This window comes from Pseudomonas sp. So3.2b (assembly GCF_019464415.1).
Taxonomy (GTDB): Bacteria; Pseudomonadota; Gammaproteobacteria; order Pseudomonadales; family Pseudomonadaceae; genus Aquipseudomonas; species Aquipseudomonas shahriarae.
This window is the reverse complement of record NZ_CP080494.1, coordinates 895,897-921,560: the sequence shown is the minus strand read 5'-3', so window position 1 is coordinate 921,560 and position 25,664 is coordinate 895,897. Positions and strand designations below refer to the sequence as shown.

Here is a 25,664-nt window from a genome sequence, read left to right as displayed (position 1 = left end):
CCGCGTAAAACCGGTCGCCTTTTTTGCTGACTCCTTTGCTTTTGATGGAAATTGAGATGACCGACCAGACTACCCGCCTGCCGATCCGCCGCGCCTTGATCAGTGTTTCCGACAAGACCGGGATCCTCGAATTTGCCCGGGAGCTGGAAGCCCTGGGTGTGGAAATCCTCTCCACGGGCGGGACCTTCAAACTGCTGCAGGACAACGGCGTGGCCGCAGTAGAAGTCGCGGACTACACCGGTTTCGCAGAAATGATGGACGGTCGGGTCAAGACCCTGCACCCGAAAATCCACGGCGGCATCCTCGGCCGTCGCGGTATCGACGATGCCATCATGAACGAGCACGGCATCAAGCCGATCGACCTGGTGGCCGTCAACCTCTACCCGTTTGAAGCCACCATCAACAAGCCAGGCTGCGACCTGCCGACCGCTATCGAGAACATTGATATCGGCGGCCCGACCATGGTGCGCTCGGCAGCCAAGAACCACAAAGACGTGGCCATTGTGGTCAACGCCAGCGACTACGCCCAAGTATTGGAAAGCCTGAAAGCTGGCGGCCTGACCTACGCCCAGCGTTTCGACCTGATGCTCAAGGCCTTCGAACACACGGCGGCCTATGACGGCATGATCGCCAACTACATGGGCACCGTGAACCAGGCCGCCGAGACCCTCAGCACTGAAGGCCGCAGCCAGTTCCCGCGCACCTTCAACAGCCAGTTCATCAAGGCCCAGGAAATGCGCTACGGCGAGAACCCGCACCAGAGCGCGGCGTTCTACGTGGAAGCCAAGCCTGCCGAAGTGGGGATCGCCACCGCGACCCAACTGCAGGGCAAAGAGCTGTCCTACAACAACGTGGCTGATACCGACGCCGCGCTGGAATGTGTGAAGAGCTTCGTTAAGCCAGCCTGCGTGATCGTCAAGCACGCCAACCCGTGCGGCGTGGCCGTGAGCCCGGACGCTGAAGGCGGGATCCGCCAGGCCTACGAACTGGCCTACGCCACCGACACCGAATCGGCATTCGGCGGCATCATCGCCTTCAACCGCGAACTGGACGCCGAGACCGCCAAGGCCATCGTCGAGCGTCAGTTCGTCGAAGTGATCATTGCCCCATCCGTCAGCGAAGAGGCCCGCGCCATCGTCGCCGCCAAGGCCAATGTGCGCCTGCTGGCCTGTGGCGAGTGGTCGGCTGAGCGTGCCGCTGCCTGGGACTACAAGCGCGTCAATGGCGGCTTGCTGGTGCAGAGCCGCGACATCGGCATGATCGGCAGCCAAGACCTGAAAGTGGTGACCAAGCGCGCACCGACCGAGCAAGAGATCAACGACCTGATCTTCGCCTGGAAAGTAGCCAAGTACGTTAAGTCCAACGCCATCGTCTACGCCAAGAACCGCCAGACCATCGGTGTCGGCGCTGGCCAGATGAGCCGCGTGAACTCGGCGCGTATTGCAGCGATCAAGGCCGAACACGCCGGCTTGCAGGTGGTCGGTTCGGTGATGGCCTCGGACGCGTTCTTTCCGTTCCGTGATGGCCTGGACAACGCTGCAAAAGCGGGCGTGACTGCGGTGATCCAACCGGGTGGCTCGATGCGTGATGCTGAAGTGATTGCCGCCGCTGATGAAGCCGGCATTGCCATGGTCTTTACTGGCATGCGCCACTTCCGTCACTGATTGATCGCGCCCACGCTCCGCGTCCCTCGGACGCAGGGCGTCCGTAGAGGCATTCCCACGCAGAGCGTGGGAACGATCAACTAACAGAATTTGAGGTTTTTGAAATGAATGTTTTGATCATTGGCAGCGGTGGCCGTGAACACGCCCTGGCCTGGAAAGTCGCCCAGGACCCTCGCGTCCAGAAAGTCTACGTCGCGCCCGGCAACGCCGGTACCGCCATTGAAGCCAAGTGCGAAAACGTCGCCATCGACGTCTTGGCCCTGGAGCAACTGGCCGACTTCGCCGAAAAGAACGTGTCCCTGACCATCGTCGGCCCTGAAGTACCGCTGGTGGCCGGCGTCGTGGACCTGTTCCGCAGCCGTGGCCTGGACTGCTTCGGCCCTACCGCTGGCGCCGCCCAGTTGGAAGGTTCGAAAGCCTTCACCAAGGATTTCCTGGCTCGCCACAAGATCCCGACTGCCGACTACCAGAACTTCACTGAGATCGAGCCCGCCCTGGCTTACCTGCGTGAGAAAGGCGCCCCCATCGTGATCAAGGCCGATGGCCTGGCCGCCGGTAAAGGCGTGATCGTGGCGATGACCCTGCAGGAAGCCGAAGACGCGGTGCGCGACATGCTCGCCGGCAATGCCTTCGGTGACGCCGGTTCGCGGGTGGTGATCGAAGAATTCCTCGATGGCGAAGAAGCCAGCTTCATCGTGATGGTCGACGGCAAGAACGTCTTGCCGATGGCCACCAGCCAGGACCACAAGCGCGTCGGCGACGGCGACACCGGCCCGAATACCGGCGGCATGGGTGCCTACTCCCCTGCCCCGGTGGTCACCGCCGACGTGCACCAGCGCGTCATGGACCTGGTGATCTGGCCGACCGTGCGCGGCATGGCCGATGAAGGCAATGTCTACACCGGCTTCCTGTACGCCGGGTTGATGATCGACAAGGCCGGCAACCCGAAAGTCATCGAGTTCAACTGCCGCTTCGGCGACCCGGAAACCCAACCGGTGATGCTGCGTCTGCAGTCGAGCCTGGTGCTGCTGGTGGAAGCCGCCCTGGCGCAAGCGCTGGACAAGGTTGAAGCCCAGTGGGATCCACGCCCAAGCGTCGGCATCGTGCTGGCCGCCGGCGGCTACCCTGCCGACTACGCCAAGGGTGACCTGATCCAGGGCCTGGACGCCGCGGCTACGCTGGAAGGCAAGGTGTTCCATGCCGGGACCGCGCTCAAGGATGGCCAGGTGGTTACCGCCGGTGGCCGCGTGCTGTGCGCCACCGCCATGGGCGCCAGTGTCGATGCCGCCCAGCAGCAAGCCTACAAGCTGGCTGCAAAAATCGACTGGCAGGGCTGTTTCTACCGCAAGGACATCGGCTATCGCGCCATTGCCCGTGAGCGGGGCGAGAGTCAGTAAACAGCTATCCGTTCGGCTAGGCAGGGGCCTTTGGCCCTTGCCGTCCCATTACGGTCCCGCGCATAGTTAACCCCGTGCATTAACCTACGAAGGGATTTCGCCGTGCGCTGGCTCAGGATCGCCATAATCTTCACGGTCAGTCTGCTGACCCTGCTCTGTCTGTTGCCGGCCCAGGCCGTTGCGCAAGGCAGCGGCTGGGCCGTATTGCTTGATGAACAGGCCGACCTGCAATTGAGCGATATTCGCTCGCCACGCTATATCAACCAATTCAGCCCTATTGAACTGGAACGGATCACCGCCGCCGAACCCAACGGTGCGCTATGGGTACGTTTCAAGCTGCAACCCGGCAAGCACGAGCAAGTGCTGCGGGTCTTCGCGCCGGACCTGGCGCATCTCAATCTGTATGTGCTGGACGGCGACACGCTGATCGAGCAGATCAACACCGGCACCCGCCAACCCCAGGCCGAACGCCCACTGCCCAGCAGCGAATTCATGCTGCCCATGCCCCAGAGCCAGAGGCCCCTGGATGTGTATGTGCGCCTGGTCTCGGAGCATGAGCTGCGGCCCTACCTGACCCTGGAACCGGCCGTGCAGGCCGCCGCCAACCAGACCCAGACCCTGGTCTACGGCCTGTTGTTCGGCTGCCTGCTGATGCTGATCCTGCACAACCTCACCCGCTACGCCTACCATCGCTCGCGCAGCAGCCTGTGGCTGGCGGCCTGCGAAGTGCTGCTGATGCTCAGCCTGTTGCTGTTGCTCAACCTGCTGGGCCCGTGGCTGCCGAACTGGCAGGCGGTGCAAACCCCGGGCGCCTACATGGCGTTGCTGCTGACCGCGCCATGCGGCCTGATGTTCGCCTACCGTTTCTTCGCGCCATTGGGCCCGCACCCGCTGAACAAGTTGCTGATGGCGGACATCCTGTTGATCGTGCTGTGCGGCCTGTTGCTGCTGTTCGTCAACACCCTGCCGCTGAATATCATCACCTACGCCCTGGTGGCGCTGGCCGGCCTGAGCATGCTGTTTGTCTCGGCCTACCACTGGCAAAAAGGCTACCGGCCGGCACGCCTGTTCCTGCTCGCCATGGTGGTGTTCAACACCGGCACGCTGATTATCCTCCCGGCCCTGCTGGGCCTGACCCTGGTGGCGCCGCAAGGCCTGATCATCACCTTGCTGGCGGTGATCTGCGTCAGCGGCCTGTTGATGAGCCAGGCCCTGGGCGAGCGCCAGCGCAGCATCGTCGAGGATCGCTTCAGCCTCAGCCGCGACCTGGCTGCCAGCAATGCCGAAATTGCGGCCAAGGCCGAGTTCCTGGCGAAGATCAGCCACGAAATCCGCACCCCCATGAACGGCGTGCTGGGCATGACCGAGTTGCTGCTGGGCACGCCGCTGTCGGTCAAGCAGCGCGACTACGTGCAGACCATCCACAGCGCCGGCAATGAACTGCTGACCCTGATCAACGAGATTCTCGACATCTCCAAGCTCGAGTCCGGGCAGATCGAACTGGACGATGTGCAGTTCGACCTCAATGCCCTGATCGAAGACTGCCTGAGTATTTTCCGCGCCAAGGCCGAGCAGCAGAACGTCGAGCTGATCAGCTTTATCCAGCCCCAGGTGCCACGGGTCATCAGTGGCGACCCGACACGCCTGCGCCAGGCCCTGTTGAGCCTGCTGGAAAACGCCCTGCAAAAGACCGACGAAGGCGAAGTGCTGATCGTGGTCGCCCTGGATGAGCGCAGCAGCAAACCGCGCCTGCGCATCGCCGTGCAAGACAGCGGCGTGCCGATGGAGGCCGCCGAGCGCGATGCCCTGCTGCACAGCGAACTGCACAGCAAGAACTTCCTCTCGGCCACGCGCCTGAGCGGCCACCTCGGCCTGGTGATCGCCCGCCAGCTGATCCTGTTGATGAATGGCGAGTTCGGCATCAAGGCGGGCAGCCAGCAAGGCAGCACCCTATGGCTGACCTTGCCCCTGGACCCGGAGCGCCTGGAACACCCGACCTCGGACCTCGACGGCCCGCTGCAAGGTGCGCGGGTGTTGGTGGTGGACGACAACGACACCTGCCGCAAGGTGCTGGTGCAGCAATGCACCGCCTGGGGCCTGAATGTCAGCGCCGTACCGTCGGGCAAGGAGGCCCTGGCCCTGCTGCGTACCAAGGCGCACCTGCGCGACTATTTCGATGTGGTGCTGCTGGACCAGAACATGCCCGGCATGACCGGCATGCAACTGGCGGCGAAGATCAAGGAAGACCCGAGCCTGAACCACGACATCCTGCTGATCATGCTCACCGGCATCAGCAATGCGCCGAGCAAGATCATCGCGCGCAACTGCGGGATCAAGCGCATCCTGGCCAAACCAGTGGCGGGCTACACCCTCAAGACCACCCTGGCCGACGAGTTGACCCAGCGCAGCAAGGGTGTGGTCCAGCCGCGCCATGCCGCGCCGAACGTCCCCGTGACCATCACCGTGCCCAGCGATTTCCGCATCCTGGTGGCCGAAGACAACAGCATCTCCACCAAAGTGATTCGCGGCATGCTCGGCAAGCTCAACCTGCAACCCGACACGGCCAGCAATGGCGAGGAAGCCTTGCAGGCGATGAAGGCCCAGCGCTATGACCTGGTGTTGATGGACTGCGAAATGCCGGTGCTCGATGGCTTCTCCGCGACCCAGCAGTTGCGGGTCTGGGAAGTCAGCAACCAGCGCACCCGCACGCCGGTGGTGGCGCTGACCGCGCACATCCTCTCGGAACACAAGGAACGCGCACGCCAGGCCGGGATGGATGGGCATATGGCCAAGCCGGTAGAACTGTCGCAACTGCGCGAGCTGGTGGAGTACTGGGTGACACAGCGCGAGCAGCCGCAGGAGCAGGCGCACACGTCCTGAATCACCACACATCCCTGTGGGGGCCAGAGCTGGTTTGGGGGAACTGGCTTGTGTGGGAGATTCTATGGTTTTGGGGAAGCCCCCAAAACCGCTTTTGACTGGTATTCGCTCAGGTTTTTCATGAGCGAAAAGGCGATGCGCGCCAGCTTGCGGCCAATGATGACCAGGGCTTGAGTCGTTTTCAGGCCCCTGGCCAGATAACCCTCGTATAAAGGTTTCCAGGCTTCTGACCTGATACCTGCTGACGCCGCGTTATGCAGCAATCTGCGTATCTCTGAATCTCCCTTCTTGCTCAATGAGCGGCGTCCGCTCATTTGCCCGGAATCGGATACTCTCAAGTCCATTCCCAAGAACGCGATGTAAGCGTCAGCACTTTCAAATTCTCCTCGCTGAAACGCCATTACCAGGGCAACCGCTGTCAGAAAACCAATGCCCTCGACGGCTTGGCAGCGCTTGACCTGATGCAAAAGCCCCGCCTCAGTAACAGCATCTAATATCCTTTTCTCAATGAGCCCCTCATGCCTATCAAGACACGCTGAAATGCTCTTGGACGAGGCCTTGAGTGATGGCTCGCCCGCCCAGCTCTGATTCAGTGCAACACGCATTTTCACCAGCGCTGCGCGTCGACGCAGCAAGCTTTGAAGCTTGGTATAAATCTTCGGCGGCGGATTCCAGGCGCGTAAATCAGCCTGTTCATTCTTCAAGTAGCGAGCCAGCAACTGCGCATCACTGAAGTCTGTTTTAGCGCGACCACCTGTGCCTTTGCGGTAATGGCTAAGGCGATATCCATCAATCACGTAAACGATATGGCCCATCGAATGAGCCAAATTGACGGTATCCACGTGATAGATATTGGTGGCTTCAATTGCGATGGCGCTGCCCGCAGGCAAAGACTTCAGCCATGCCTTCAGCTCGCTTTTCTTGTTCGATACGATCTTTGTTTCAGCAGTTTCACTTTGATAAACAACTACTTCGGCTTTAGCGACATCCACTCCAATGATTGATTGCGAGACAGTCATTGCCATGAGAAAAGCTCCGGGTTAGGGTTTACGGGCTTGTCGGGGCTTCACCGTTGCGCTGGCTTGCTTCTATCGTCGGTCATGGCCGATGCATTCCTTATCGGCGCTTTGGTGAAGGGGTGGGACGAAGTCTCCCACGGTCTGTACTGGCTAGAGTCAGATGCTGGCTTTTAGTCCCACCACCCCTACAAGTCTAACCATACAAGCTGGCTTGCCTGCGATGCAGGCACCCTGGTTTTCCAGTTGCACCGAGGTGATGCTATCGCAGGCAAGCCAGCTCCCACACAAGCCCACTCCCACATTGGTTCGCAGTCGCGCCTTCTGGCCCACAAGCCTGATAAACTCCCCCTCGCCCTTCCTTCGCTGTGAGCTCCCACCATGCTCCACGTGTTGTTCAGCGTTTATTTGAAGATGCTGGTGCTGTATAGCCCCTTCTTCGTCCTGTCCTGCTTTATCAGCCTGACCCGGGGCTATTCCAGCAAGGAGCGGCGACGCCTGGCCTGGAAGGTCGCCCTGGCGACGCTGGTGTCGAGCGTGTTGCTCTACCTGTTTGGCCGGGTGATTTTCAGTGTATTTGGCATCACCGTGGACGCCTTCCGCATCGGCGCCGGCAGTGTGCTGTTTATCTCCGCCCTGGGCATGGCCCAGGGCAAGTCGGCAGTGCAGACCGACAATGTGCAGCAGGACGTGACTATCGTCCCCCTGACCATCCCCTTGACCGTCGGCCCCGGCACCATAGGCGCACTGCTGGTAATGGGTGTCAGCCAGCCCCATTGGGATGACAAGCTCATGGCCATTCTCAGCATCGCCCTGGCCAGCCTGACAGTGGGCGTGGTGCTGTATCTGTCCAACCGCATCGAACGCATCCTCGGCGACCAAGGGCTGCAGATTGTCAGCCGCCTGATGGGCTTGTTCGTCTGTGCGCTGGCGGCGCAGATCATCTTTACCGGCGTACGCGGTTACTTGGTGCCCTGAGGCCCCGGTCAGATCCGATATTGGGCGATGGCCAGCAAGACCTTGTCGCCCGCACTCTCACGCAACTGCTGGAGGGTTGCGTCGTTGACCACGGCAGGGTTGAGCATCAGGCAGGTCTGGCCGCTGTAGGCTTCGACCGTGGAGCTGTCCCATTCAAAAAACGGCACCCCCACTTTCTTGCTGACGCCCTGGGCGCTGTAGGTCACCAGCACCATCAACACCTCACCGTCGACCTCGGAACAGGACGCCAGGCCAAAGTCGCCGCCCTCATGGTTGACGATGTTGCGCTTGAACAGATCAAAGGGTGCCGACAGCTGTTTCAAGGCGTCGAAAGCATCCGCCGCCAACTTGGGCAGCACCATCGCCAGGGAGCCTGACAGAAACGTCGAGGCCACCGTGGAGGTGATGATATTCAGCGCCGCCACCTGCACGCTCAGGCCCTTCACGGAGGTGGTGACGCGCTCGAAACTGCTGCGTATCGGCAGCCACCCCAGGTTGCCCATGACCTTGATGAACTCGTCGTACCAGGCCTGCGTGCCGCGCCCCACTTTCAGCACATCACTCACGTAGCTGCTGGCCAACAGGTAACTCTTGCGGGTGTATTCCTTGTTGAGGCGGCTCATGCCCGCGACAAACGAAAACACACTGTTATTGATCACCGCGCCATTCAGGTCGCCGTCAGCCTGCACCGGCGCCGGCGAACCCGCCGGCCGGCTGCTCAGCGGCAGTCGGTACGCCGCGATCAGCTTGTTCTTTTTAGCCAGATTGATTCGTTTATGTTTGCGCTCCATAACTGTTTCTCCACAAAAACCCACATGGGCTTACAAGAAACACTAGTCGCGTGATTGAACTTTTTTCAGGGGGTACGGAGAGCGTCATTTCACCGTAGGAAAAATCAGAGTTTGTTGCACACCGCGTAAATACTGGGGATGGGGTGACGCCTGATAATCGCAGGCTTACTTTCTGCAACTGAAAGAGAGGAACCGTTAATGGCATTGCGAAATGACGCGGCAGAACACAGAGGTTTCTGTCATCAATGATTAGCCTTTTCTGACAGATCAGCGGCCCCATTGCGGGGCCGCTGCCGTTTCAGGAGGCCGGTTTCTCGCCATACCAGCGTGGCGTGTACACCCACTCACCACCGCCCATCCGAGGGAACGCGCAGGTGGTGGACGAACCAATCAGCACCATGGTGCGCATGTCCACCTGGTCCGGGGTCAATTGGCCCAGGGTGGTGGTGCGCAGCGTTTGCCCGGGGCGCCCGATATCGCGCCCCAGCACTACAGGCGTGGCGGCGAGGCGGTGCTGGGCGACGATTTCCAGGGCACGCCCCAGTTGCCAGGGGCGCGAACGGGAGATGGGGTTGTAGAACGCCAAAGCCAGGTCGGCCTGGCAGGCCAGGTCCAGGCGTTTCTCGATGATGGACCAAGGCTTGAGGTTGTCCGACAGCGACATCACGCAGAAGTCATGGCCCAACGGCGCACCCGCCTGGGCCGCGGTGGCGAGGGACGCCGAGACCCCCGGCAAAATCTCCAGCTCGACCCGCTGCCAGGCCGGGTCGCTGGATTCGTGCAACGCCTCCAGCACCGCCGCAGCCATGGCGAACACCCCTGGGTCGCCGGAAGACACCACCACCACCGAACGCCCCTGGGCCGCCAGCTCGAAAGCATGCCGTGCCCGCTGCATCTCTTCGCGGTTATCGGTGCAGTGCTGCACCTGGTCGGCGCGAAACGGCCCGGCCATGCGCACATAGGTTTCATAGCCCAGCACATCGCTGCAGCGCGCCAGTTCAGCCTTGACCGCCGGCACCATCAACTCGGCTGCGCCGGGGCCCAGGCCGATCACGGCGAGACGGCCACGGGGGCGACCCAGTTGCGCCAGGTCCACGGGCCCGGCGGCCGAGTGGATGACGATATCGGGGCCTGCCGCCAGCGCCGTAAAGCGCAGCGGCACGCCCAGTTCCAGCGCCGCCTCATGCAGTTCGCCACTGGCCATGTCGGCGTCATCGGCCAGCAGGCACGCCAGGGACTGCACGGCGATGCCGTCCTGCTGCAACGCCTGGCGCACCCGCGCGGCCAAGCCGACGCCGGGGCGGCAGGTGACCCAAGTGTTTTTCGGATAGATCAGCAGCTCATTGGCCGCCGGCACGCGCTCGGCACTGCCGATATGAATGCTCAGGCGCGCCTGCTGGTCCTGCGGCAGGTTGGCCTGCTCCAGCCATGGCGCAGCGCCTTCAATGCGCACCTGTTCGCCGGCCAGCAAGTCCGAGACAAAACGCTTGCCCAGCTCAAGGTCCGCCAACTGATAACCCTGGGGCGGGTTGAGCAGGCAGGTGCCAAAGCGCAGTTCACCACTGGTGGTAATCGCAGCCGCCACCCCCAGGGCCGCCGCGATTTCCCGCGCCATGATATTCACCCCGCCCAGGCCGCCGAGCAACGGTACCACCGCGCTGCCGTCTTCAGCGACGGCCAGCACCGCCGGTTCTTCGCCTTTCTCCAGCAACAGCGCCGCCAAGGTGCGAATCACAATCCCGGCCGCGCACAGGGCAATGATCGGCGTGCCCTGTTGATACAACTGGCGCACGGTCGCGCCAAATTCGCTGTAGGTCTGGTCGGCGCCCTCCACCCGGCCGGCCAGGCCGTGGATCAAGGCGCCGGGGTACACCTGCTGGATGCTGCGCGCGGTGGCGAGGCTGCCCTGGCCGAGAATGACGATCGCCGGCATCATCACCCTTGCCACCTTTCGCCCGGCACGATGATCAACGAGAAATATGGCGAAGACATGGGCTCCACCTGATCCAGCGCGACGATTTTCTGGTTGGCCATGGTGGCGCGCTCCACATACAGCGCACGCCCGGCCAGCCCCAGCTCCTCCAGCACCTGGCGCACCTTGGTGAAGTTGCGTCCCAGCTTCATGATCACCGCCGCATCGGCATCCGCCAGGCGGCGCTTGAGTTCGTCGTGGGGCAGCACCCCGGACAATACCGACAGGCTCTGGTTGCGATACACCAACGGCGCACCCAGCACCGAGGCACCGCCGAGCATCGAGCACACGCCGGGGATGACTTGGGCGTCATAGCGCTCGGCGAGGCGGTCATGCAGGTACATGTAGGAGCCGTAGAAGAACGGGTCGCCTTCGCAGATCACCGCCACATCGCGCCCGGCATCCAGATGCGCGGCCACATCAACACTGGCCGCGTCGTAGAAATCGCTGATCACCTGTTCATAGGACAGCGGCGCCGGCAAGGCTTCGGTGGTCACCGGGTACACCAGCGGCATCAGCGTCTGCTGGGGCACCAGGTGTTCTTCGATAATGCCGAACGCATTGCCCTTTTTGCCCTTGGCGACGAAGTACGCCACCACCGGCGATTCGCGCAGCAGGCGCAGGGCCTTGAGGGTAATCAGTTCCGGGTCGCCGGGGCCGACGCCCAGGCCAATCAAACGTCCACGTGCCTGCATCATTCGACCTCCGTAGCCAGGGCGTTGACCGCTGCGGCGGCCATCGCACTGCCGCCCAGGCGGCCTTGCATGATCACAAACGGCACGCCACGGCTGTCTGCGGCGAGCATCGCCTTGGACTCGGCGGCGCCGACAAAACCCACCGGGAAACCGAGGATCAGCGCCGGCTTGGGGGCGCCGGCGTCGAGCATTTCCAACAGATAGAACAAAGCAGTCGGCGCGTTGCCGATCACCACCACACTGCCTGCCAGGTGCGGGCGCCACAGTTCCAGGGCGGCAGCGGAACGGGTGTTACCCAGCTCCCGCGCCAGCTCCGGCACGCTATCGTCACGCAAGGTGCAGATCACTGGGTTATTGGCAGGCAGGCGCGCACGGGTCACGCCTTCGGAGACCATCCGCGCATCGCACAGGATCGGCGCACCGGCGGCCAGGGCCTCACGGCCGGCTTTGCCCGCGCCTTCAGAAAACTGCAAACCGTCGATAGCCTCGACCATGCCGCAGGCGTGAATCACCCGCACGGCGAGTTTTTCCAGGTCGGCCGGGATGCGATCCAGCTTGGCCTCTGCGCGAATGATCGCAAAGGAGTTGCGATAGATCTCCTGACCGTCGCGGATGTAATCAATCATCGGTGTTGCTCCGTGGACGGGCACGCAACACGGCGCCCGCCGCTTCAATAGAAAGGTTGTGCGCGTGCAGGCGGCCGAAACCCGGCTGGCCTGCATCGCGAAAATAGAGGTCGTAGTGCCCGGTGCCCACTGCCAGCAGGGTAATCGGGGCAATGTGTGCCGCAGCGCAGGTGCGTGGGCAGCCAGACAGGTGCACATCAAGGCCATGGTCCTGGAGCAGCGTGGCCAGGTGCAGGGCGTCGGCCTTGGTGTCGGCCAGGGCCTTGGCGCAGCCGCTGGAACCGGTGCAGGCAATCAGCCGCGCCAGGGCCTGGTCGGCGGAACAGAGGAAGCCCAATTGCGCCAGGCCCGTCGTCACGCGCACGGCGGCGTCCGGCGCCAGGTTGGGCAGCAGCAGGCCTTGCCACGGGGTGAAACGCAATGTGCCGTCGCCCTGCTCGAGGGCCAGTTGCGCGGCGCCACGCAGCATGCTCGAGTCCAGGCGTCCTAATGGCGTGACCGCCGCCACATAGACCTGCTGCGGTTGGCGCTGTGGATAAGTGCCAAGGCGCAAACTGCTCGGGTTGGCGCGGCGACGATAGCCATCGGCGGGCAGTACCGGCAGGCGCAAGCGCCTAACGAAGTTATCCACAGACGTGTGTGTCAGCAGGTCGCGCATGCGGTTCTGGTCGGGTCGGGCCAGCTCAAGAAACAGTTCCAACACCGCCACGACCAACTCATGGCCTTGCTCCAGGGGTACGGCGCCCAGCGGCCTGTCATGCCCCGGGCAACCGGCCAGGCCGAATGCCAACAAGGTCTGGCCCTGCGTGGGGTAAGCCGATAACCACAGGTCATGATGATGTTCGAGCATCGCCAGGGCTTCGCCGCCATCCAGTTGCACGGCGAACTTGGCCGACAACTCATGGAACCGTGGATGGGTTTGCAGGGTGGCGAGGATCTGCTCCGCCAGGGGCCGGGTGTCCAGCAGCATGTCGCGGTCGATGCCCGCGCCGGGGCTGAGCATCACATTGCGCACATCGTCGCCCGCAGCGGTGGTCGGGCCCAGGCCTGCGGCCAGCAGGTGCGCGATCAAACCCTCGTGCTCCAGGCCAATGCCGCGGATCTGCAGGTTGGCGCGGTTGGTCGCCTCGATCACTCCGCCGGCGTAGGTTTGCGCGGCGTGTGCCACGGCCAGCGCCTGCGCGGCGGTGATGACCCCACCGGCCAGTTTGATCCGGCAAATCCCGCCATCCAATGCCTGGACAATACGCAGCAACCCCGGACAACCCGAGGGACGTTTGCTGGCGGACAGAGGAAGTGGCTTCACGGGGGCTACCGGTTCACGGGTAAAGGCGCGGTATTATGCCTGCTTTGTCCGGCAGCATGAAAAGCCTGCCCGTCGGATGTCGTTCAAGGAATCAATATGTCGCCCTGGCTGACAGTAGTAGGCATTGGTGAAGATGGCTTCAAGGGCCTGGGCAGGAATGCCCGGCATGCTCTGTTGCGCGCCTCTCGTATCATCGGCGGCCAGCGCCAGCTGGATTTGCTGCCGGTGTGCATCCGCGGCGAACGCGAGCTGTGGCCCAGCCCGTTTTCCCTGGAGCCGCTGCTGGCACGGCGCTTTGAACCGGTGTGCGTACTGGCCAGCGGCGACCCGATGTTCTACGGCGTCGGCGCCAGCCTGGCGCGGCAGGTGGCGGCGGATGAGCTGTTGATCCTGCCGGCGCCTTCGTCGGTGTCACTGGCGGCGGCGCGCCTGGGCTGGCCGTTGCAGGACGTGGTGACACTGTCGGTGGTCGCCCGCCCGGTGGTCGCGCTCAATGCTCATCTGGCCAGCGGCGTGCGCTTGCTGGTGTTGAGCAACGACGGCCAGAGCTCGACGGCCATCGCCGCGTTGCTGCGCGCCAGCGGGTTTGGCCCGAGCCGCCTGAGTGTGTTTGAACACCTCGGTGGCGCGGCCGAACGGCGTATCGATGGCCACGCCGAAAGCTGGCAAGACCCAGCCATTGCCGCGCTGAACCTGGTCGCCATCGACTGCCTCGCCGACGCCAATACCCCACGCCTGTCGCGCCTGGCCGGCCTGCCGGACTCAGCGTTCAAGCATGACGGCCAACTGACCAAGCGCGATGTGCGGGCGATGACCCTCGCGCGCCTCGCCCCCACCCCTGGCGAATTGCTGTGGGACGTCGGCGCCGGCAGCGGCTCCATCGGCATCGAGTGGATGCGCGCCCATCCCAGTTGCCGCGCCCTGGCGATTGAAGCCGACGCTGGCCGCCAGCAACTGATCGAACATAACCGCGATGCCCTCGGCGTGCCTGGCCTGCAATTGATTCGCGGCAGCGCGCCCCAGGCTCTGGCAGGGCTGGAAGCGCCTGATGCGATTTTCATCGGCGGCGGCGTGACCCGCGACGGCGTGCTCGACACCTGCTGGCAACACCTGCGCCCCGGTGGGCGGCTGGTGGCCAATGCCGTGACCCTGCAAAGCGAAATGACCCTGATGGCCTGGCGCGCGCAACACGGCGGCGAGTTGACCCGCATCCACGTGGCCCAGGCCCAGCCCCTGGGCGACTTCGATACCTGGCGCCAGGCGCTGCCCATCACCTTGCTTGAAGTGCTCAAGCCGCTATGAAGCGCATCCTGCTGCTGGGCGGCGTGACGGAAGCCCTGGCCATCGCCCGCACCCTGGGGCCCCAGCATATCTACAGCCTGGCCGGGATTGGCCGGGTGCCCACTGACCTGAGGTGCCAGGTGCGCGTCGGTGGTTACGGCGGCGCCGCAGGGCTGGCGCAGTTTATTCGCGAACAGGGCATCGACCTGCTGCTGGACGCCAGCCATCCCTACGCCGCACAAATCAGCGCCAACGCCGCCCAGGCCGCGCGCTTGTGCACGATCCCCTGCTGGGCCCTGCGCCGTCCCGCCTGGCAGCCACAACCGGGTGATGACTGGCGTGAAGTCAGTGACTGGGCCGGGCTGATCGAGGCGTTGAAACCCTTCCAGCGCCCACTGTTCACCCTCGGCCGCGAACCGCTGCAACACCTCGATGAAATCCCCGCCGGGCAGTTCTGGACCTTGCGCGCCCTGGACGTCTACCCCGGCAACGAACGCTGCGAAGTAATCGGCGCCCGTGGGCCGTTTTTGATCGAGGATGAACGGGCGTTGTTCGAACGACGGCGGATTGATGTGCTGATCAGCAAGAACAGCGGCAGCAGCGCCACCGAACCCAAGCTGGAAGTGGCCCGCGAGCGCGGCATACCGGTGGTGGTTTTGCAGCGGCCGGTGTTGGCGGGGGTGGATCGGGAGTTTTTGACGGTCGACTCGATACTGCAGGCTTTATAGAACAACACGGCTCAAATGTGGGAGCGGGCTTGCCCGCGATAGCGGTGTATCAGTCAGCATATTTGATCCTGACATACCCCAATCGCGGGCAAGCCCGCTCCCACATTTAGGACTGCGGTGTTTTCGCGATTGGTAATCCTGCGTTCGCGTCTATCATGATAAGCACAGCCACTGACATCACTGCGACACCAAACCACACCAGCAACTTTTACTTATGCCCCCCGATCAGGCTAAATACCCACTTGATCGCTTAACCCTACGGATTGTCCGCCATGGCCCGTCAACGCTTTGCATTTGCCTGGATCGCCTGCCTTGCAGTGCTGTTCAATGCGTTTGCCATGCCATTGGCCGGGGCAATGCAACAGGGTAAAAGCCCTGCCGAGCAATTGCTGTGGGGCAGTTTCTGTTCGTCCAATGGCAGCAAGCTGGTGGCGATGTCCCTGGGCACGCTGGATATACCGGCGCCGCAGCAGGACGAACATTCCAGCATGCAGCATTGCTGGTGCTGTTCGGGCTCGGCGCCGTTGGTGGCGCTGCCGGGGCATGTGCCGCAGTTGTATCTCACACGAATCGACCCGGCGCCTGGCCTGCCATCGCCTGCCCTGCAAGCCCCGGCTCCGCGCCAGCAATGGCCGAGCCTCAACCCCCGCGCCTCTCCTACCGTTTGATCACTTCGCAATTGAACTGCGTTTGAATCGTTCTGGAGAACTGCCATGCTCAAATCTTCCCTGCTTCTGGCGGCCTTGCTGCTGCCTGCGTTCAGTGCCGCCAATGCCGATGACTACAAGGCCGGCGACCTGCTGGTGAGCGACCCCTGGTCACAGGAATTGCCGCCCAATGCGCCGACGGTAGCCGCCTACTTTGTGATCCATAACCAGGGTGAAGCCCCGGACCGCTTGCTCAGTGTCGACACGCCAGTGGCGGCCAAGGCCGAGCTGCATGAGCATGTGATGCACGGTGACCTGATGAAGATGCAGCAGGTGCCCAGCGTGGCCGTGCCGTCCAAGGGCGAGCTGACCTTTGCGCCGATGGCCTATCACGTGATGCTCCTGGATCTTAAAGATCGCAGCCAGTTGCGCGACGGCCAGCACTTCCCGCTGACCTTGAACTTCGAAAAGGCCGGGCCGGTAAAAGTGCAAGTCTCGGTGCAAAAAGTACCGCCGATGGCCGAGCACGGGCACAAGCACGCCCATTAACCAGCCCAGGCCGCTCCCCATGGGTGCTCGCGCCAACAGGTCGACCACGCGCCGCCGCCAGCCTTTGAGGTTGGCGGGCGGCAGTTGGATCAGCCTGTTCGCCATGCTGATGATCTTTATCGGACCGCTGATTTCCCAAGCGATGCCGATGGATCATCACGCCGGCATGTCGATGCAGATGTCCATGGACGACACCTGCCATGCCGCGCCCCAGCACCCGGCCGAGCACACCAAGGCCCCCGCCGCCGACCACGTGATGTGGGAGAAATGCGGCTATTGCAGCCTGTTGTTCAGTTGCCCGGCCCTGCCTGGCAGCGTGTCATTCGTGGCCCTCGGCAGCCCGCCGCCGGCCACTGGCCTGATCCCCACACCGCGCCTGGGCCATGCCCGGCAGAGCATTTTCCCCGGCGCCCGCAGCCGCGCCCCGCCCAGCCAGTCGTAGACCGCCAATAACACACAACTTCGCACGGCCGCCTTCACACAGACAGCCGCAGGCTGCTGGCCGTGTTGTTTACGACTGATTGATGGAATTTTTATGTCCAGGTTTCCTGCTGACACCCGTATGGGACGTACCCCTGTGCTCGCCGTTTTGTGCGGCGCACTGTTGGCGCCACAGGCGTATGCCGACGAACACGCCGAGCACCACAATGAGCTGAGCCCGACAGTGATTACCGGCGTCGCCCCCAGCTCCCCCCTGACCATCGTCACCAACCCCAAGGACCCGCGCCAGCCAGTGCCGGCCAGTGATGGCGGTGACTACCTCAAGACCATCCCCGGCTTTGCCCTGGTGCGCAATGGCGGCACCAATGGCGACCCGGTGCTGCGCGGCATGTTCGGCTCGCGCCTGAATATCCTCACCAACGGCAGCATGATGCTCGGCGCCTGCCCTGGCCGCATGGACGCACCCACCTCCTATATCTCGCCGGAAACCTACGACAAGCTGACCGTGATCAAAGGCCCGCAAACCGTGCTCTGGGGCCCGGGCGCCTCGGCCGGTACGGTGCTGTTCGACCGTGAGCCGGAGCAGTTCGGCGAGTTGGGCACCCGAGTCAATGCGAGCATCCTCGCCGGCTCCAACGGTCGCTTCGACAAAGTCGTGGATGCCGCCGCCGGCGGTTCACTGGGCTACATTCGCGTGATCGGCAACCAGGCTCACTCCGACGATTACAAGGACGGCAACAACGACACCGTCGCCTCGCGCTACGACAAATGGAACGGCGACGTCGCCCTCGGCTGGACCCCGGACGCCGACACCCTGCTGGAGCTCACCGCCGGCCGTGGCGATGGCGAAGCGCGTTACGCCGGGCGCGGCATGGACGGCTCGCAGTTCCTGCGCGAAAGCCTCGGCCTGCGTTTCGAGAAATCCAACATCGGCGAGGTGCTGGACAAGGTCGAAGCACAGGTCTACTACAACTACGCCGACCACGTGATGGACAACTACAGCCTGCGCACGCCGTCGGGCACCGGGATGATGGCCGGGCCCATGGCTTCCAACGTCGACCGCCGTACCCTCGGCGCGCGGATCAAGGCCACCTGGCGCTGGGCCGATGTGCAACTGATCAGCGGTATCGACGCACAGACCAACGAACATCGCCAGCGCAGCAGCGCCGGGGTCGACACCTACAAGAACCTGCCGCGCAACAAGGACGCCGACTTCCATAACTACGGGGTGTTTGGCGAGTTGACCTGGTACGCCGCCGACAATGACCGGCTGATCACTGGCGCCCGCCTGGATCGCGCCTCGGCCAAGGATTACCGCCAGCGCACCGGCAGCGGCATGATGAGCCGCGCCAACCCGACCGCTGGCGATACCCGCGCCGACACTCTGCCGTCCGGTTTCGTACGTTATGAACATGACTTGGCCGACAGCCCGACGACCCTCTACGCCGGCCTCGGCCACGCCGAACGCTTCCCGGACTACTGGGAGCTGTTCTCCCCCGGCAAAGGCCCAGCGGGTTCGCTGAATGCCTTTGATGCAGTCAAACCAGAGAAAACCACCCAACTGGACTTCGGCCTGCAATACAAAACCGCTGACTTGGAAGCCTGGGCCTCCGGGTATGTCGGCCAGGTGCGCGACTACATCCTGTTCAACTACACCCCGGGGATGATGGGCATGACCTCCCAGGCGCAGAACATCGACGCGCGGATCATGGGCGGTGAATTGGGCGCAGCCTACAAGCTGACGGCCAATTGGAAAGCCGATGCCACCCTGGCCTACGCCTGGGGCAAAAACAGCAGTGACGGCAAGGCCCTGCCACAAATGCCGCCATTGGACGCGCGCTTCGGCCTGACCTACAGCGAAGACGACTGGAGCGCCGGCGCCTTGTGGCGCGTGGTGGCGGCACAAAACCGCATCGACCAGAACAAGGGCAACGTGGTCGGCAAGGACTTCGCCAAGAGCGGTGGCTTTGGCGTGTTCTCCCTCAATGCGGCGTACCGCATCAACAAGAACTTCAAGGTCAGCACCGGCGTCGACAACCTGTTTGGCAAGGCCTATGCCGAACACTTGAACCTGGCCGGCAACGCTGGCTTCGGCTACCCGGCCAACGACCCGCAAGCCATCAATGAACCAGGGCGCACGCTCTGGACCAAGGTGGATATGAGCTTCTAACAGGTGGCTTTGTGTAGGAGCGAGCTTGCTCGCTCCTACACAGGCCCGTACCTCCAGACCTACCTATAAATAAAAAACCTTGCGGAGCACCCTGATGAACCCGCCAAAGATTTCCTTCTACAACCTGGCCTGGCGCTGGCATTTCTACGCCGGGCTGTTTGTCGCGCCCTTCATGGTGTTGCTGGCAGTGACCGGCATCATCTACCTGTTCAAACCCCAGCTGGACCCGTTGATGTATGGCGACCTGCTCAAGGTCGAGCCCGCCGCGCATGTCCTCAGCGCCGACGAGCAATTGCAGCGCGCCAAGGCCGCCTACCCCCAAGCCACCCTCAGCAAATACCTGCCACCTGTGGACGCCAGCAGCAGCGCGCAATTTGTCCTGCACAACGCCGGCCACGAACTGACGGTGTTCGTCGACCCCTATCGCGGCAACGTGCTCGGGGAGCAGGACGCGACCTACAACCTGCAAGCCATCGTGCGTGCCCTGCATGGCGAGTTGATGATCGGCACCACTGGCGACCGCCTGATCGAACTCGCGGCGGGCTGGGGTGTGATGCTGGTGGTGTCCGGCCTGTACCTGTGGTGGCCGCGCGGCCGATCGGCCGCCGGGATCCTGTGGCCACGCCTGGGCAGTCGCGGGCGCCTGTTCTGGCGCGACCTGCACGCGGTCACCGGGTTTTGGGGCGCGGCGTTCCTGCTGCTGATGATCCTCAGCGGCCTGACCTGGACCGGCTTCTGGGGCAAGCAATACGCCGACCTTTGGAACCGCTTCCCGGCCGCCATGTGGAACGACGTGCCGCAATCCGACCAGCAAGCCCGCAGCCTCAATACCGCCACGCAACAGACCGTGCCCTGGGCCATGGAAAACACCCCCATGCCGATGTCCGGCGAGCATGCCGAGCACATGCAGCACGGCGGCATGCACCACGGTCCTGCCGCCCCGACAATCAGCCTGCAGCAGCTGGTGGACCTGGCCACCGCACGCCAGGTCGAGCCGGGCTACAGCATCACGTTCCCGACCACAGCCACGGGCGTGTTCACCCTCGCGGTGTTCGCCAACGACCCGCGCAATGATGCGACCCTGCATGTCGACCAATACACCGGCAAGGTCCTGGCCGATGTGCGCTGGGAGCACTACAACACCGTAGCGCGGGTCACCGAGTCCGGGGTGATGCTGCACGAGGGCAAGATGTTCGGCGTGGTCAACCAGATCATTGTGCTGCTGGTGTGCCTGATGATTCTGCTGAGTTCGGTCAGCGGCCTGGTGATCTGGTGGAAGCGCCGGCCACAGGGTGGCCTGGGGGTTCCGCCGTTGCGCCATGACCTGCCGAAGTGGAAAACCGCGATGGTGATCATGCTCGCCCTGGCGATTGTTTTCCCGCTGGTCGGCGCCTCGCTGATCGTGGTCTGGGTATTGGATCGGCTGGTCTTGTCACGCCTGTTCAAGCAACGTGAATCGGCCTCATCTTCTGCATGAGGTAGGCGAGATGCCCTACATAGAGGCGTTATGTAGTCTTACGCGGGCTTTCATCCTCCACGTAAGAAGTGTTAACTTATAACACTTATTGCACTGTCCCCACTCGCCGCGCCCAGCGGCGAGTACCGTCTCGAAGAAGCGATCTGCCGCCCGATGAACAAGTACCTTGCCAGCGGCCTGTGCCTGCTTGCCTTGCACAACAGTGCCCAGGCACTGACCCTGCCCGTCAGCCCCGTGACCGCCCCGGCGGTGGACAGCGCACCGGTCGACCTCAACACCCCGACCACCGCCGGTTCGCGCCTGGGCCTCAGTGCCCTGCAAACCCCCGGCAGTGTCGAAAGCCAGACCGGCGAGCAGATCCGTGAACGCGCTGATGCCAGTGTGCAGGACGCCATCTCCCGCGCCACCGGCATCAGCCGCACCGGCACCCCGGGCGACGGCGGTACCTCGCTGCAGGCTCGGGGTTTTGCCGGCCAGGGCTCAGTGATGCAACTGTATGACGGCAACCGCCTCTACAACGGCATGGGCACCTCGACCTTTCCGGTCGACACCTGGGCCGTCGAGCGCGTGGACGTGCTGCGCGGCCCGGCATCGGTGCTGTATGGCGAAGGTGCCACCGGCGCGGTGGTCAATACCGTCGCGAAAAAGCCCTTTGAGGGCGAGATCGAAAACCACATCCGTCTCGGCTACGGTTCCTATGATCGCCAGCAACAGGCCCTGGACAGTGGCGGCTCGCTGACCGACACCCTGAGCTATCGCCTGAACCTCAATCGCCTGCGCAGCCATGGTTTTATCGACCGTGGCGACTCGGCCAGCGATTTTGCCAGCGGCGCCCTGCGCTGGCAGGCTGCCGACAACCTGAGCTTCACCCTGGCCCACGACTACGGCGACCAGCGCCCGCAGAACTACTTCGGCACACCACTGCTCAACGGCCACTTGCACAAGGGCCTGCGTGACAAGAACTACAACGTCAGCAACGACACCCAGCATTACAACGACCAGTGGACCCGCCTGAGCAGCGAGTGGCAGATCAACGACAGCGTCAGCGCGCGCAACGAGCTGTACTACCTCAAGGCCCAGCGCCGCTGGCAGAACGCCGAGAACTACAATTTCAGTGCCGGGCAACTGACCCGCAGCGGCTTCTACGGCATCAAGCACAACCAGGAACAGGTCGGCGACCGCCAGACCTTTACCTTCAAACACACCCTGTTTGGCCTCGACAGCCAGACCGTGACCGGCGTGGAATACAACCGCATCCGCTTCCGCCTGGCCAGCAACTATCCGTTTACGGATGCAGTGACCGACGGCCAGCCCATTGACCTGAAACACCCGGCCCAGGCACCGTTTGAAAGTGCCACCCCGTTCCTGCCGCTGTTCGCCACCACCACCAAGCAGTTCGCGGGCTTTGCGGAAAACCGCCTGCAACTGACTGACCGGCTCTCGCTGATCACCGGCATCCGTCGCGACTACGTGCACCTGGACCGCGATGAACTGCGCAGCGGTGAACGCAACGACAAGACCCTCACCGGCAACAACTGGAAGGCCGGCCTGGTGTTTACCCTCACCCCGGACACCTCGGTCTACGGCCAGTACGCCACCAGCACCGATGGGGTCGGCGGCCTGATCTCCCTGAGTTCAAGCCAACAGGCGTTCGACCTGTCCACCGCCAAACAGACGGAAATCGGCATCAAGCAAGCCTTCTGGGACCAGCGCGGCGAGTGGACCCTGGCGGCCTACCATATCGTCAAAAAGAAACTGCTGACCGATGTACCGGGCAACCCGCAGTTCAAACAGCAGGTGGGCCAGCAATCCTCCGACGGCCTGGAGGCCAGCCTCGACCTGCAACTGCCCCACGCCTGGCAACTGCAGGCCAATGCGGCCATCGTGCGGGCGCAGTACGACGACTTCCAGCAGGACGTCGGCGGCGTGCAGGTTTCGCGCGACGGCAATCGCCCGGTGGACGTGCCGCGCCGCACCGCCAACCTGTGGCTCAGCAAGGCCGTGACCGACGACATCCGTGCCGGGGCCGGCGTGCGTTATGTGGATGCGCGTTACGCCGACATGGCCAACCGCAATGAGCTGCCCAGCTACACCGTGGTCGACGCCACTGTTTCGTGGAAAGCCCTGCGCAACACGACATTGGGCCTGCAATTGAATAACCTGTTCGACCGCACCTATGCCGTAAGCCAATACAATGACGGCCAGCAATGGATTCTGGGGGAGCCGCGCTCGTTCTTCGTGACGGCGGACTACACCTTCTGACCCCCACCCCGGATCGCTGTTTGACTTGAGATATTTGATGCCCACACTCAACCTTCATCACCTCGCCTGGTCCCCCCTGGGGCATGGCCACTGCCATCACCAGTTCCATCTGCGTGATGCCAGCCTGCAGGTGGGTGCCGGGGAGTTTGTCGGGTTGATCGGGCCCAATGGCAGCGGCAAGACCAGCCTGTTGCGCTGCGCCTACCGCTTCAGCAAACCCGAGCAGGGCGAAGTGCACCTCGATCACCAGAACGTGTGGAAGCAATCCTCGCGCTGGTGCGCCCAGCGCATCGCCGTGGTGCTGCAGGAATTCCCCGATGCCTTCGGCCTGCGGGTCGATGAAGTGGTCGCCATGGGCCGCACTCCGCACAAAGGGCTGTTCGACAGCGATACCCTGCACGACCGCCAATTGATTCAACAGGCCCTCGAGTCCGTCGGCCTGCTGGGCTTTGAAGACCATGCCTTCGCCACCCTGTCCGGCGGTGAAAAGCAGCGCGTGATCCTCGCCCGCGCCCTGGCCCAGCAACCGCAACTGCTGATCCTCGACGAGCCGACCAACCACCTCGACCCGCGCTACCAACTGGAGCTGCTCAAGCTGGTCAAGCGCCTGCAGATCGGCACCCTGGCCAGCATCCACGACCTGAACCTGGCCGCGGCCTTCTGTGATCGCCTGTACGTGATCAACCATGGCCGCATCGTCGCCAGCGGCACGCCCCACCAAGTACTGACCGTCGAGCTGCTGCGTGAGGTGTTCGGGGTTGATGCCTTGATCGACACCCACCCTTTGTCCGGCTACCCACGAATCACCTGGATAACCCAACCATGATCCTGCGTTCCCTGCTGTGCCTTACCCTGCTGTGCGGTGCAACCCAGGCCTTTGCCGAAGCCACCCGCTACCCGTTGAAGATTCAGAGCTGCAACCGCGAGGTAACCTTCAATCAAGCCCCTGAACACGCGGTCAGCCACGACATCAACATGACCCAGATGATGCTCGCCCTGGGCCTCAAGTCGCGCATGGTCGGCTACAGCGGCGTGACCGGCTGGAAGGCGGTGACCCCGCAAATGGCCACCCTTCTCGACGGCCTGCCGGAACTGGCGGCCAAGTATCCGTCGGTGGAAACCCTGCTCAATGCCAACGTGGATTTCTTCTTCGCCGGCTGGGACTACGGCATGCGCGTCGGTGGCGACCTCACCCCGCAAACCCTGCAACCGTTGGGCATCAACGTGCTGGAATTGACCGAGTCGTGCGCATTCGTGATGAAGCGTTCGGCCGCGACCCTGGACGACACCTATAACGACCTGCGCAACCTGGGCCGGATCTTCGACGTGCAGGACCGCGCCAATGCCCTGATCGCCCGGATGCAGGCCCAGGTCGGCGCCGTGCAGAAAACCCTGCCCGCCGAACAGCCACGGGTATTTCTCTACGACAGCGGCGAAGACCGCGCCATGACCTCCGGCCGCCTGGGCATGCCCCAGGCGCTGATCGCGGCCGCCGGCGGGCGCAATATCCTCGACGATGTGGATGCCAGCTGGACCCGGGTCAACTGGGAGACCGTCGTCGAGCGTAACCCCCAGGTGATCGTGATCGTCGACTACAGCGAAATCACTGCCGAGCAGAAAATCCAGTTCCTGTTGGATAACCCGGCCCTGCAATCGGTGGATGCGATCAAGCAGCGGCGCTTTATCGTGATCCCCTACGTGCAGGCCACGCCGGGCATCGACAATGTGCTGGCGGTGGAAACCCTGGCCAAGGGGTTCCACGGCCAATGATCGAGCGCCGCTATGCCCTGCTGCTCGCCGCCCTGGGTGCGGTGCTGCTGGTGTCCTGTGTGGTCTCGCTGGGCTTCGGCTCGGCGCGGGTGCCGGTGGACGTGGTGTGGCGGATTCTGTTGCACAAGGCCCTGGGAATCGGCGAAGTGGATTGGTCGGTGGGCCAGGAGCATATCGTCTGGCTGATCCGCGTGCCGCGCATGGTGCTCGGGGCACTGGTGGGCGCCGGCCTGGCGCTGATCGGCGCGGTCTTGCAGGCAGTCACCCGCAACCCGCTGGCCGACCCGCACCTGCTGGGCGTGACCTCGGGCGCCACCCTGGGCGCGGTGATTGTGGTGCTGCATGTCGGCCAGATCATCGGCCTGCTGACCCTGCCCATCGCCGCCTTTATCGGCGCCTTGCTGAGCATGCTGGTGGTGCTGGCGGTGGCCAGTCGCAACGGCCGGCTGGAGAGTGATCGCCTGTTGCTGTGCGGCGTGGCGGTGTCGTTTGTGATGATGGCGGCGGCCAATCTGCTGCTGTTCATGGGCGACCATCGCGCCGCGTCGGCGGTGATGTTCTGGATGCTCGGCGGCCTCGGCCTGGCACGCTGGGAACTGCTGGCGATTCCCAGCGCCACCGTGCTGTTGGGCCTGCTGTTGCTGCTGGGCATGGCCCGCCCACTGAACGCGCTGATGGCCGGCGAGCAGACCGCCGTGACCCTGGGCCTGAATGCCCGCACGGTACGGCTGCGGGTGTTTTTGATTGCCTCGCTGATGACCGGCGTGCTGGTGTCGATCAGCGGCTCTATTGGCTTTGTCGGGCTGATGGTGCCGCATATCGCCCGGCGCCTGGTGGGCGCCGAGCACCGGCGCTTATTGCCGGTGTGCGTGCTGGTGGGCAGCCTGTTCCTGGTCTGGGTGGACGTCGCCGCGCGCACCCTGATCGCCCCCGAAGACCTGCCGATAGGCGTAGCCACGGCGGCGATTGGCGGGCTGTTTTTTATTGGCCTGATGCGCAGGCGCTAGGCCTCCT

21 protein-coding genes are annotated in these 25,664 nt (G+C 63.4%); 15 read left to right on the top strand and 6 right to left on the bottom strand.

Going from position 1 to position 25,664, the window contains the following annotated elements:
• Positions 1-56: 56 nt before the first annotated feature.
• From purH to K1X80_RS03990, 3 genes are all read left to right on the top strand, one after another.
• Positions 57-1,664: a bifunctional phosphoribosylaminoimidazolecarboxamide formyltransferase/IMP cyclohydrolase gene (gene purH / locus K1X80_RS04000; RefSeq protein ID WP_057958208.1), complete on the top strand. Its 1,608-nt coding sequence runs from the start codon at positions 57-59 to the stop codon at positions 1,662-1,664.
• Between the two features lie 104 nt (positions 1,665-1,768).
• Complete coding sequence (purD, locus tag K1X80_RS03995; protein ID WP_200659408.1) at positions 1,769-3,061, top strand: phosphoribosylamine--glycine ligase; 1,293 nt, start codon at positions 1,769-1,771, stop codon at positions 3,059-3,061.
• Positions 3,062-3,163: 102 nt separating this feature from the next.
• Positions 3,164-5,941 (top strand): hybrid sensor histidine kinase/response regulator, encoded by a 2,778-nt coding sequence (locus tag K1X80_RS03990; protein ID WP_198830432.1) that lies wholly within the window; start codon positions 3,164-3,166, stop codon positions 5,939-5,941.
• 62 nt (positions 5,942-6,003) lie between these two features.
• On the opposite strand, the gene K1X80_RS03985 is transcribed toward K1X80_RS03990, so the two are convergent.
• Positions 6,004-6,966 (bottom strand): IS110 family transposase, encoded by a 963-nt coding sequence (locus K1X80_RS03985; protein WP_076965387.1) that lies wholly within the window; start codon positions 6,964-6,966, stop codon positions 6,004-6,006.
• A gap of 372 nt (positions 6,967-7,338) precedes the next feature.
• Here K1X80_RS03985 and K1X80_RS03980 point away from each other — a divergent pair, with 372 nt between their 5' ends.
• On the top strand, positions 7,339-7,935 hold the full coding sequence (locus tag K1X80_RS03980) for a MarC family protein (RefSeq protein ID WP_057437546.1): 597 nt from the start codon (positions 7,339-7,341) through the stop codon (positions 7,933-7,935).
• Positions 7,936-7,943: 8 nt separating this feature from the next.
• Here the strand turns inward: K1X80_RS03980 and K1X80_RS03975 are convergent, their stop codons facing one another.
• From K1X80_RS03975 to cobG, 5 genes are all read right to left on the bottom strand, one after another.
• On the bottom strand, positions 7,944-8,726 hold the full coding sequence (locus tag K1X80_RS03975; RefSeq protein WP_120731444.1) for a hypothetical protein: 783 nt from the start codon (positions 8,724-8,726) through the stop codon (positions 7,944-7,946).
• Between the two features lie 298 nt (positions 8,727-9,024).
• Positions 9,025-10,662 carry a precorrin-3B C(17)-methyltransferase gene (gene cobJ, locus K1X80_RS03970; RefSeq protein WP_220172672.1) on the bottom strand — a complete coding sequence of 546 codons (1,638 nt, stop codon included), beginning with the start codon at positions 10,660-10,662 and terminating at the stop codon, positions 9,025-9,027.
• Positions 10,662-11,396 carry a precorrin-2 C(20)-methyltransferase gene (locus K1X80_RS03965; RefSeq protein WP_370694595.1) on the bottom strand — a complete coding sequence of 245 codons (735 nt, stop codon included), beginning with the start codon at positions 11,394-11,396 and terminating at the stop codon, positions 10,662-10,664. The genes cobJ and K1X80_RS03965 overlap by 1 nt, the downstream gene beginning before the upstream one ends.
• The gene (locus K1X80_RS03960; protein ID WP_057437540.1) at positions 11,393-12,019 is read right to left on the bottom strand and encodes a precorrin-8X methylmutase; all 627 of its coding nucleotides are present in this window, start codon (positions 12,017-12,019) and stop codon (positions 11,393-11,395) included. The genes K1X80_RS03965 and K1X80_RS03960 overlap by 4 nt, the downstream gene beginning before the upstream one ends.
• Positions 12,012-13,310 carry a precorrin-3B synthase gene (cobG, locus tag K1X80_RS03955; protein ID WP_198792000.1) on the bottom strand — a complete coding sequence of 433 codons (1,299 nt, stop codon included), beginning with the start codon at positions 13,308-13,310 and terminating at the stop codon, positions 12,012-12,014. Before cobG ends, K1X80_RS03960 begins: the two co-directional genes overlap by 8 nt.
• A 111-nt stretch (positions 13,311-13,421) precedes the next feature.
• On the opposite strand from cobG, the gene cbiE reads away from it, so the two are divergent.
• From cbiE to K1X80_RS03900, 11 genes are all read left to right on the top strand, one after another.
• Positions 13,422-14,627, top strand: a complete 1,206-nt coding sequence (cbiE, locus tag K1X80_RS03950) for a precorrin-6y C5,15-methyltransferase (decarboxylating) subunit CbiE (RefSeq protein ID WP_198799457.1) — start codon at positions 13,422-13,424, stop codon at positions 14,625-14,627.
• The gene (locus K1X80_RS03945; protein ID WP_169989292.1) at positions 14,624-15,334 is read left to right on the top strand and encodes a cobalt-precorrin-6A reductase; all 711 of its coding nucleotides are present in this window, start codon (positions 14,624-14,626) and stop codon (positions 15,332-15,334) included. Before cbiE ends, K1X80_RS03945 begins: the two co-directional genes overlap by 4 nt.
• A gap of 272 nt (positions 15,335-15,606) precedes the next feature.
• Complete coding sequence (locus tag K1X80_RS03940; protein ID WP_200656727.1) at positions 15,607-16,002, top strand: DUF2946 domain-containing protein; 396 nt, start codon at positions 15,607-15,609, stop codon at positions 16,000-16,002.
• A 45-nt stretch (positions 16,003-16,047) separates the two neighbouring features.
• The gene (locus tag K1X80_RS03935; RefSeq protein WP_115127288.1) at positions 16,048-16,530 is read left to right on the top strand and encodes a copper chaperone PCu(A)C; all 483 of its coding nucleotides are present in this window, start codon (positions 16,048-16,050) and stop codon (positions 16,528-16,530) included.
• A 19-nt stretch (positions 16,531-16,549) separates the two neighbouring features.
• A complete protein-coding gene (locus tag K1X80_RS03930; RefSeq protein ID WP_220172671.1) occupies positions 16,550-16,972 on the top strand; it encodes a DUF2946 domain-containing protein in 423 nt (140 codons plus the stop codon).
• Positions 16,973-17,065: 93 nt separating this feature from the next.
• Positions 17,066-19,141, top strand: a complete 2,076-nt coding sequence (locus K1X80_RS03925) for a TonB-dependent copper receptor (protein ID WP_057958197.1) — start codon at positions 17,066-17,068, stop codon at positions 19,139-19,141.
• 94 nt (positions 19,142-19,235) lie between these two features.
• Positions 19,236-20,618 carry a PepSY domain-containing protein gene (locus K1X80_RS03920; protein ID WP_170060001.1) on the top strand — a complete coding sequence of 461 codons (1,383 nt, stop codon included), beginning with the start codon at positions 19,236-19,238 and terminating at the stop codon, positions 20,616-20,618.
• 153 nt (positions 20,619-20,771) lie between these two features.
• Positions 20,772-22,880 (top strand): TonB-dependent siderophore receptor, encoded by a 2,109-nt coding sequence (locus tag K1X80_RS03915; protein WP_057958195.1) that lies wholly within the window; start codon positions 20,772-20,774, stop codon positions 22,878-22,880.
• 37 nt (positions 22,881-22,917) lie between these two features.
• Positions 22,918-23,706 (top strand): ABC transporter ATP-binding protein, encoded by a 789-nt coding sequence (locus K1X80_RS03910; RefSeq protein WP_057437525.1) that lies wholly within the window; start codon positions 22,918-22,920, stop codon positions 23,704-23,706.
• On the top strand, positions 23,703-24,650 hold the full coding sequence (locus K1X80_RS03905; protein ID WP_057958194.1) for an ABC transporter substrate-binding protein: 948 nt from the start codon (positions 23,703-23,705) through the stop codon (positions 24,648-24,650). The genes K1X80_RS03910 and K1X80_RS03905 overlap by 4 nt, the downstream gene beginning before the upstream one ends.
• On the top strand, positions 24,647-25,657 hold the full coding sequence (locus tag K1X80_RS03900; RefSeq protein ID WP_057958193.1) for an iron ABC transporter permease: 1,011 nt from the start codon (positions 24,647-24,649) through the stop codon (positions 25,655-25,657). Before K1X80_RS03905 ends, K1X80_RS03900 begins: the two co-directional genes overlap by 4 nt.
• The last annotated feature ends 7 nt before the right edge of the window (positions 25,658-25,664 follow it).

Coding starts and splice junctions, on each gene's coding strand:
- purH (WP_057958208.1), top strand. CDS start 57: ATGACCGACCAGACTACCCGCCTGCCGATCCGCCGCGCCTTGATCAGT.
- purD (WP_200659408.1), top strand. CDS start 1,769: ATGAATGTTTTGATCATTGGCAGCGGTGGCCGTGAACACGCCCTGGCC.
- K1X80_RS03985 (WP_076965387.1), bottom strand. CDS start 6,966: ATGGCAATGACTGTCTCGCAATCAATCATTGGAGTGGATGTCGCTAAA.
- K1X80_RS03980 (WP_057437546.1), top strand. CDS start 7,339: ATGCTCCACGTGTTGTTCAGCGTTTATTTGAAGATGCTGGTGCTGTAT.
- K1X80_RS03975 (WP_120731444.1), bottom strand. CDS start 8,726: ATGGAGCGCAAACATAAACGAATCAATCTGGCTAAAAAGAACAAGCTG.
- cobJ (WP_220172672.1), bottom strand. CDS start 10,662: ATGATGCCGGCGATCGTCATTCTCGGCCAGGGCAGCCTCGCCACCGCG.
- K1X80_RS03965 (WP_370694595.1), bottom strand. CDS start 11,396: ATGATGCAGGCACGTGGACGTTTGATTGGCCTGGGCGTCGGCCCCGGC.
- K1X80_RS03960 (WP_057437540.1), bottom strand. CDS start 12,019: ATGATTGATTACATCCGCGACGGTCAGGAGATCTATCGCAACTCCTTT.
- cbiE (WP_198799457.1), top strand. CDS start 13,422: ATGTCGCCCTGGCTGACAGTAGTAGGCATTGGTGAAGATGGCTTCAAG.
- K1X80_RS03945 (WP_169989292.1), top strand. CDS start 14,624: ATGAAGCGCATCCTGCTGCTGGGCGGCGTGACGGAAGCCCTGGCCATC.
- K1X80_RS03940 (WP_200656727.1), top strand. CDS start 15,607: ATGGCCCGTCAACGCTTTGCATTTGCCTGGATCGCCTGCCTTGCAGTG.
- K1X80_RS03935 (WP_115127288.1), top strand. CDS start 16,048: ATGCTCAAATCTTCCCTGCTTCTGGCGGCCTTGCTGCTGCCTGCGTTC.
- K1X80_RS03930 (WP_220172671.1), top strand. CDS start 16,550: ATGGGTGCTCGCGCCAACAGGTCGACCACGCGCCGCCGCCAGCCTTTG.
- K1X80_RS03925 (WP_057958197.1), top strand. CDS start 17,066: ATGTCCAGGTTTCCTGCTGACACCCGTATGGGACGTACCCCTGTGCTC.
- K1X80_RS03920 (WP_170060001.1), top strand. CDS start 19,236: ATGAACCCGCCAAAGATTTCCTTCTACAACCTGGCCTGGCGCTGGCAT.
- K1X80_RS03915 (WP_057958195.1), top strand. CDS start 20,772: ATGAACAAGTACCTTGCCAGCGGCCTGTGCCTGCTTGCCTTGCACAAC.
- K1X80_RS03910 (WP_057437525.1), top strand. CDS start 22,918: ATGCCCACACTCAACCTTCATCACCTCGCCTGGTCCCCCCTGGGGCAT.
- K1X80_RS03905 (WP_057958194.1), top strand. CDS start 23,703: ATGATCCTGCGTTCCCTGCTGTGCCTTACCCTGCTGTGCGGTGCAACC.
- K1X80_RS03900 (WP_057958193.1), top strand. CDS start 24,647: ATGATCGAGCGCCGCTATGCCCTGCTGCTCGCCGCCCTGGGTGCGGTG.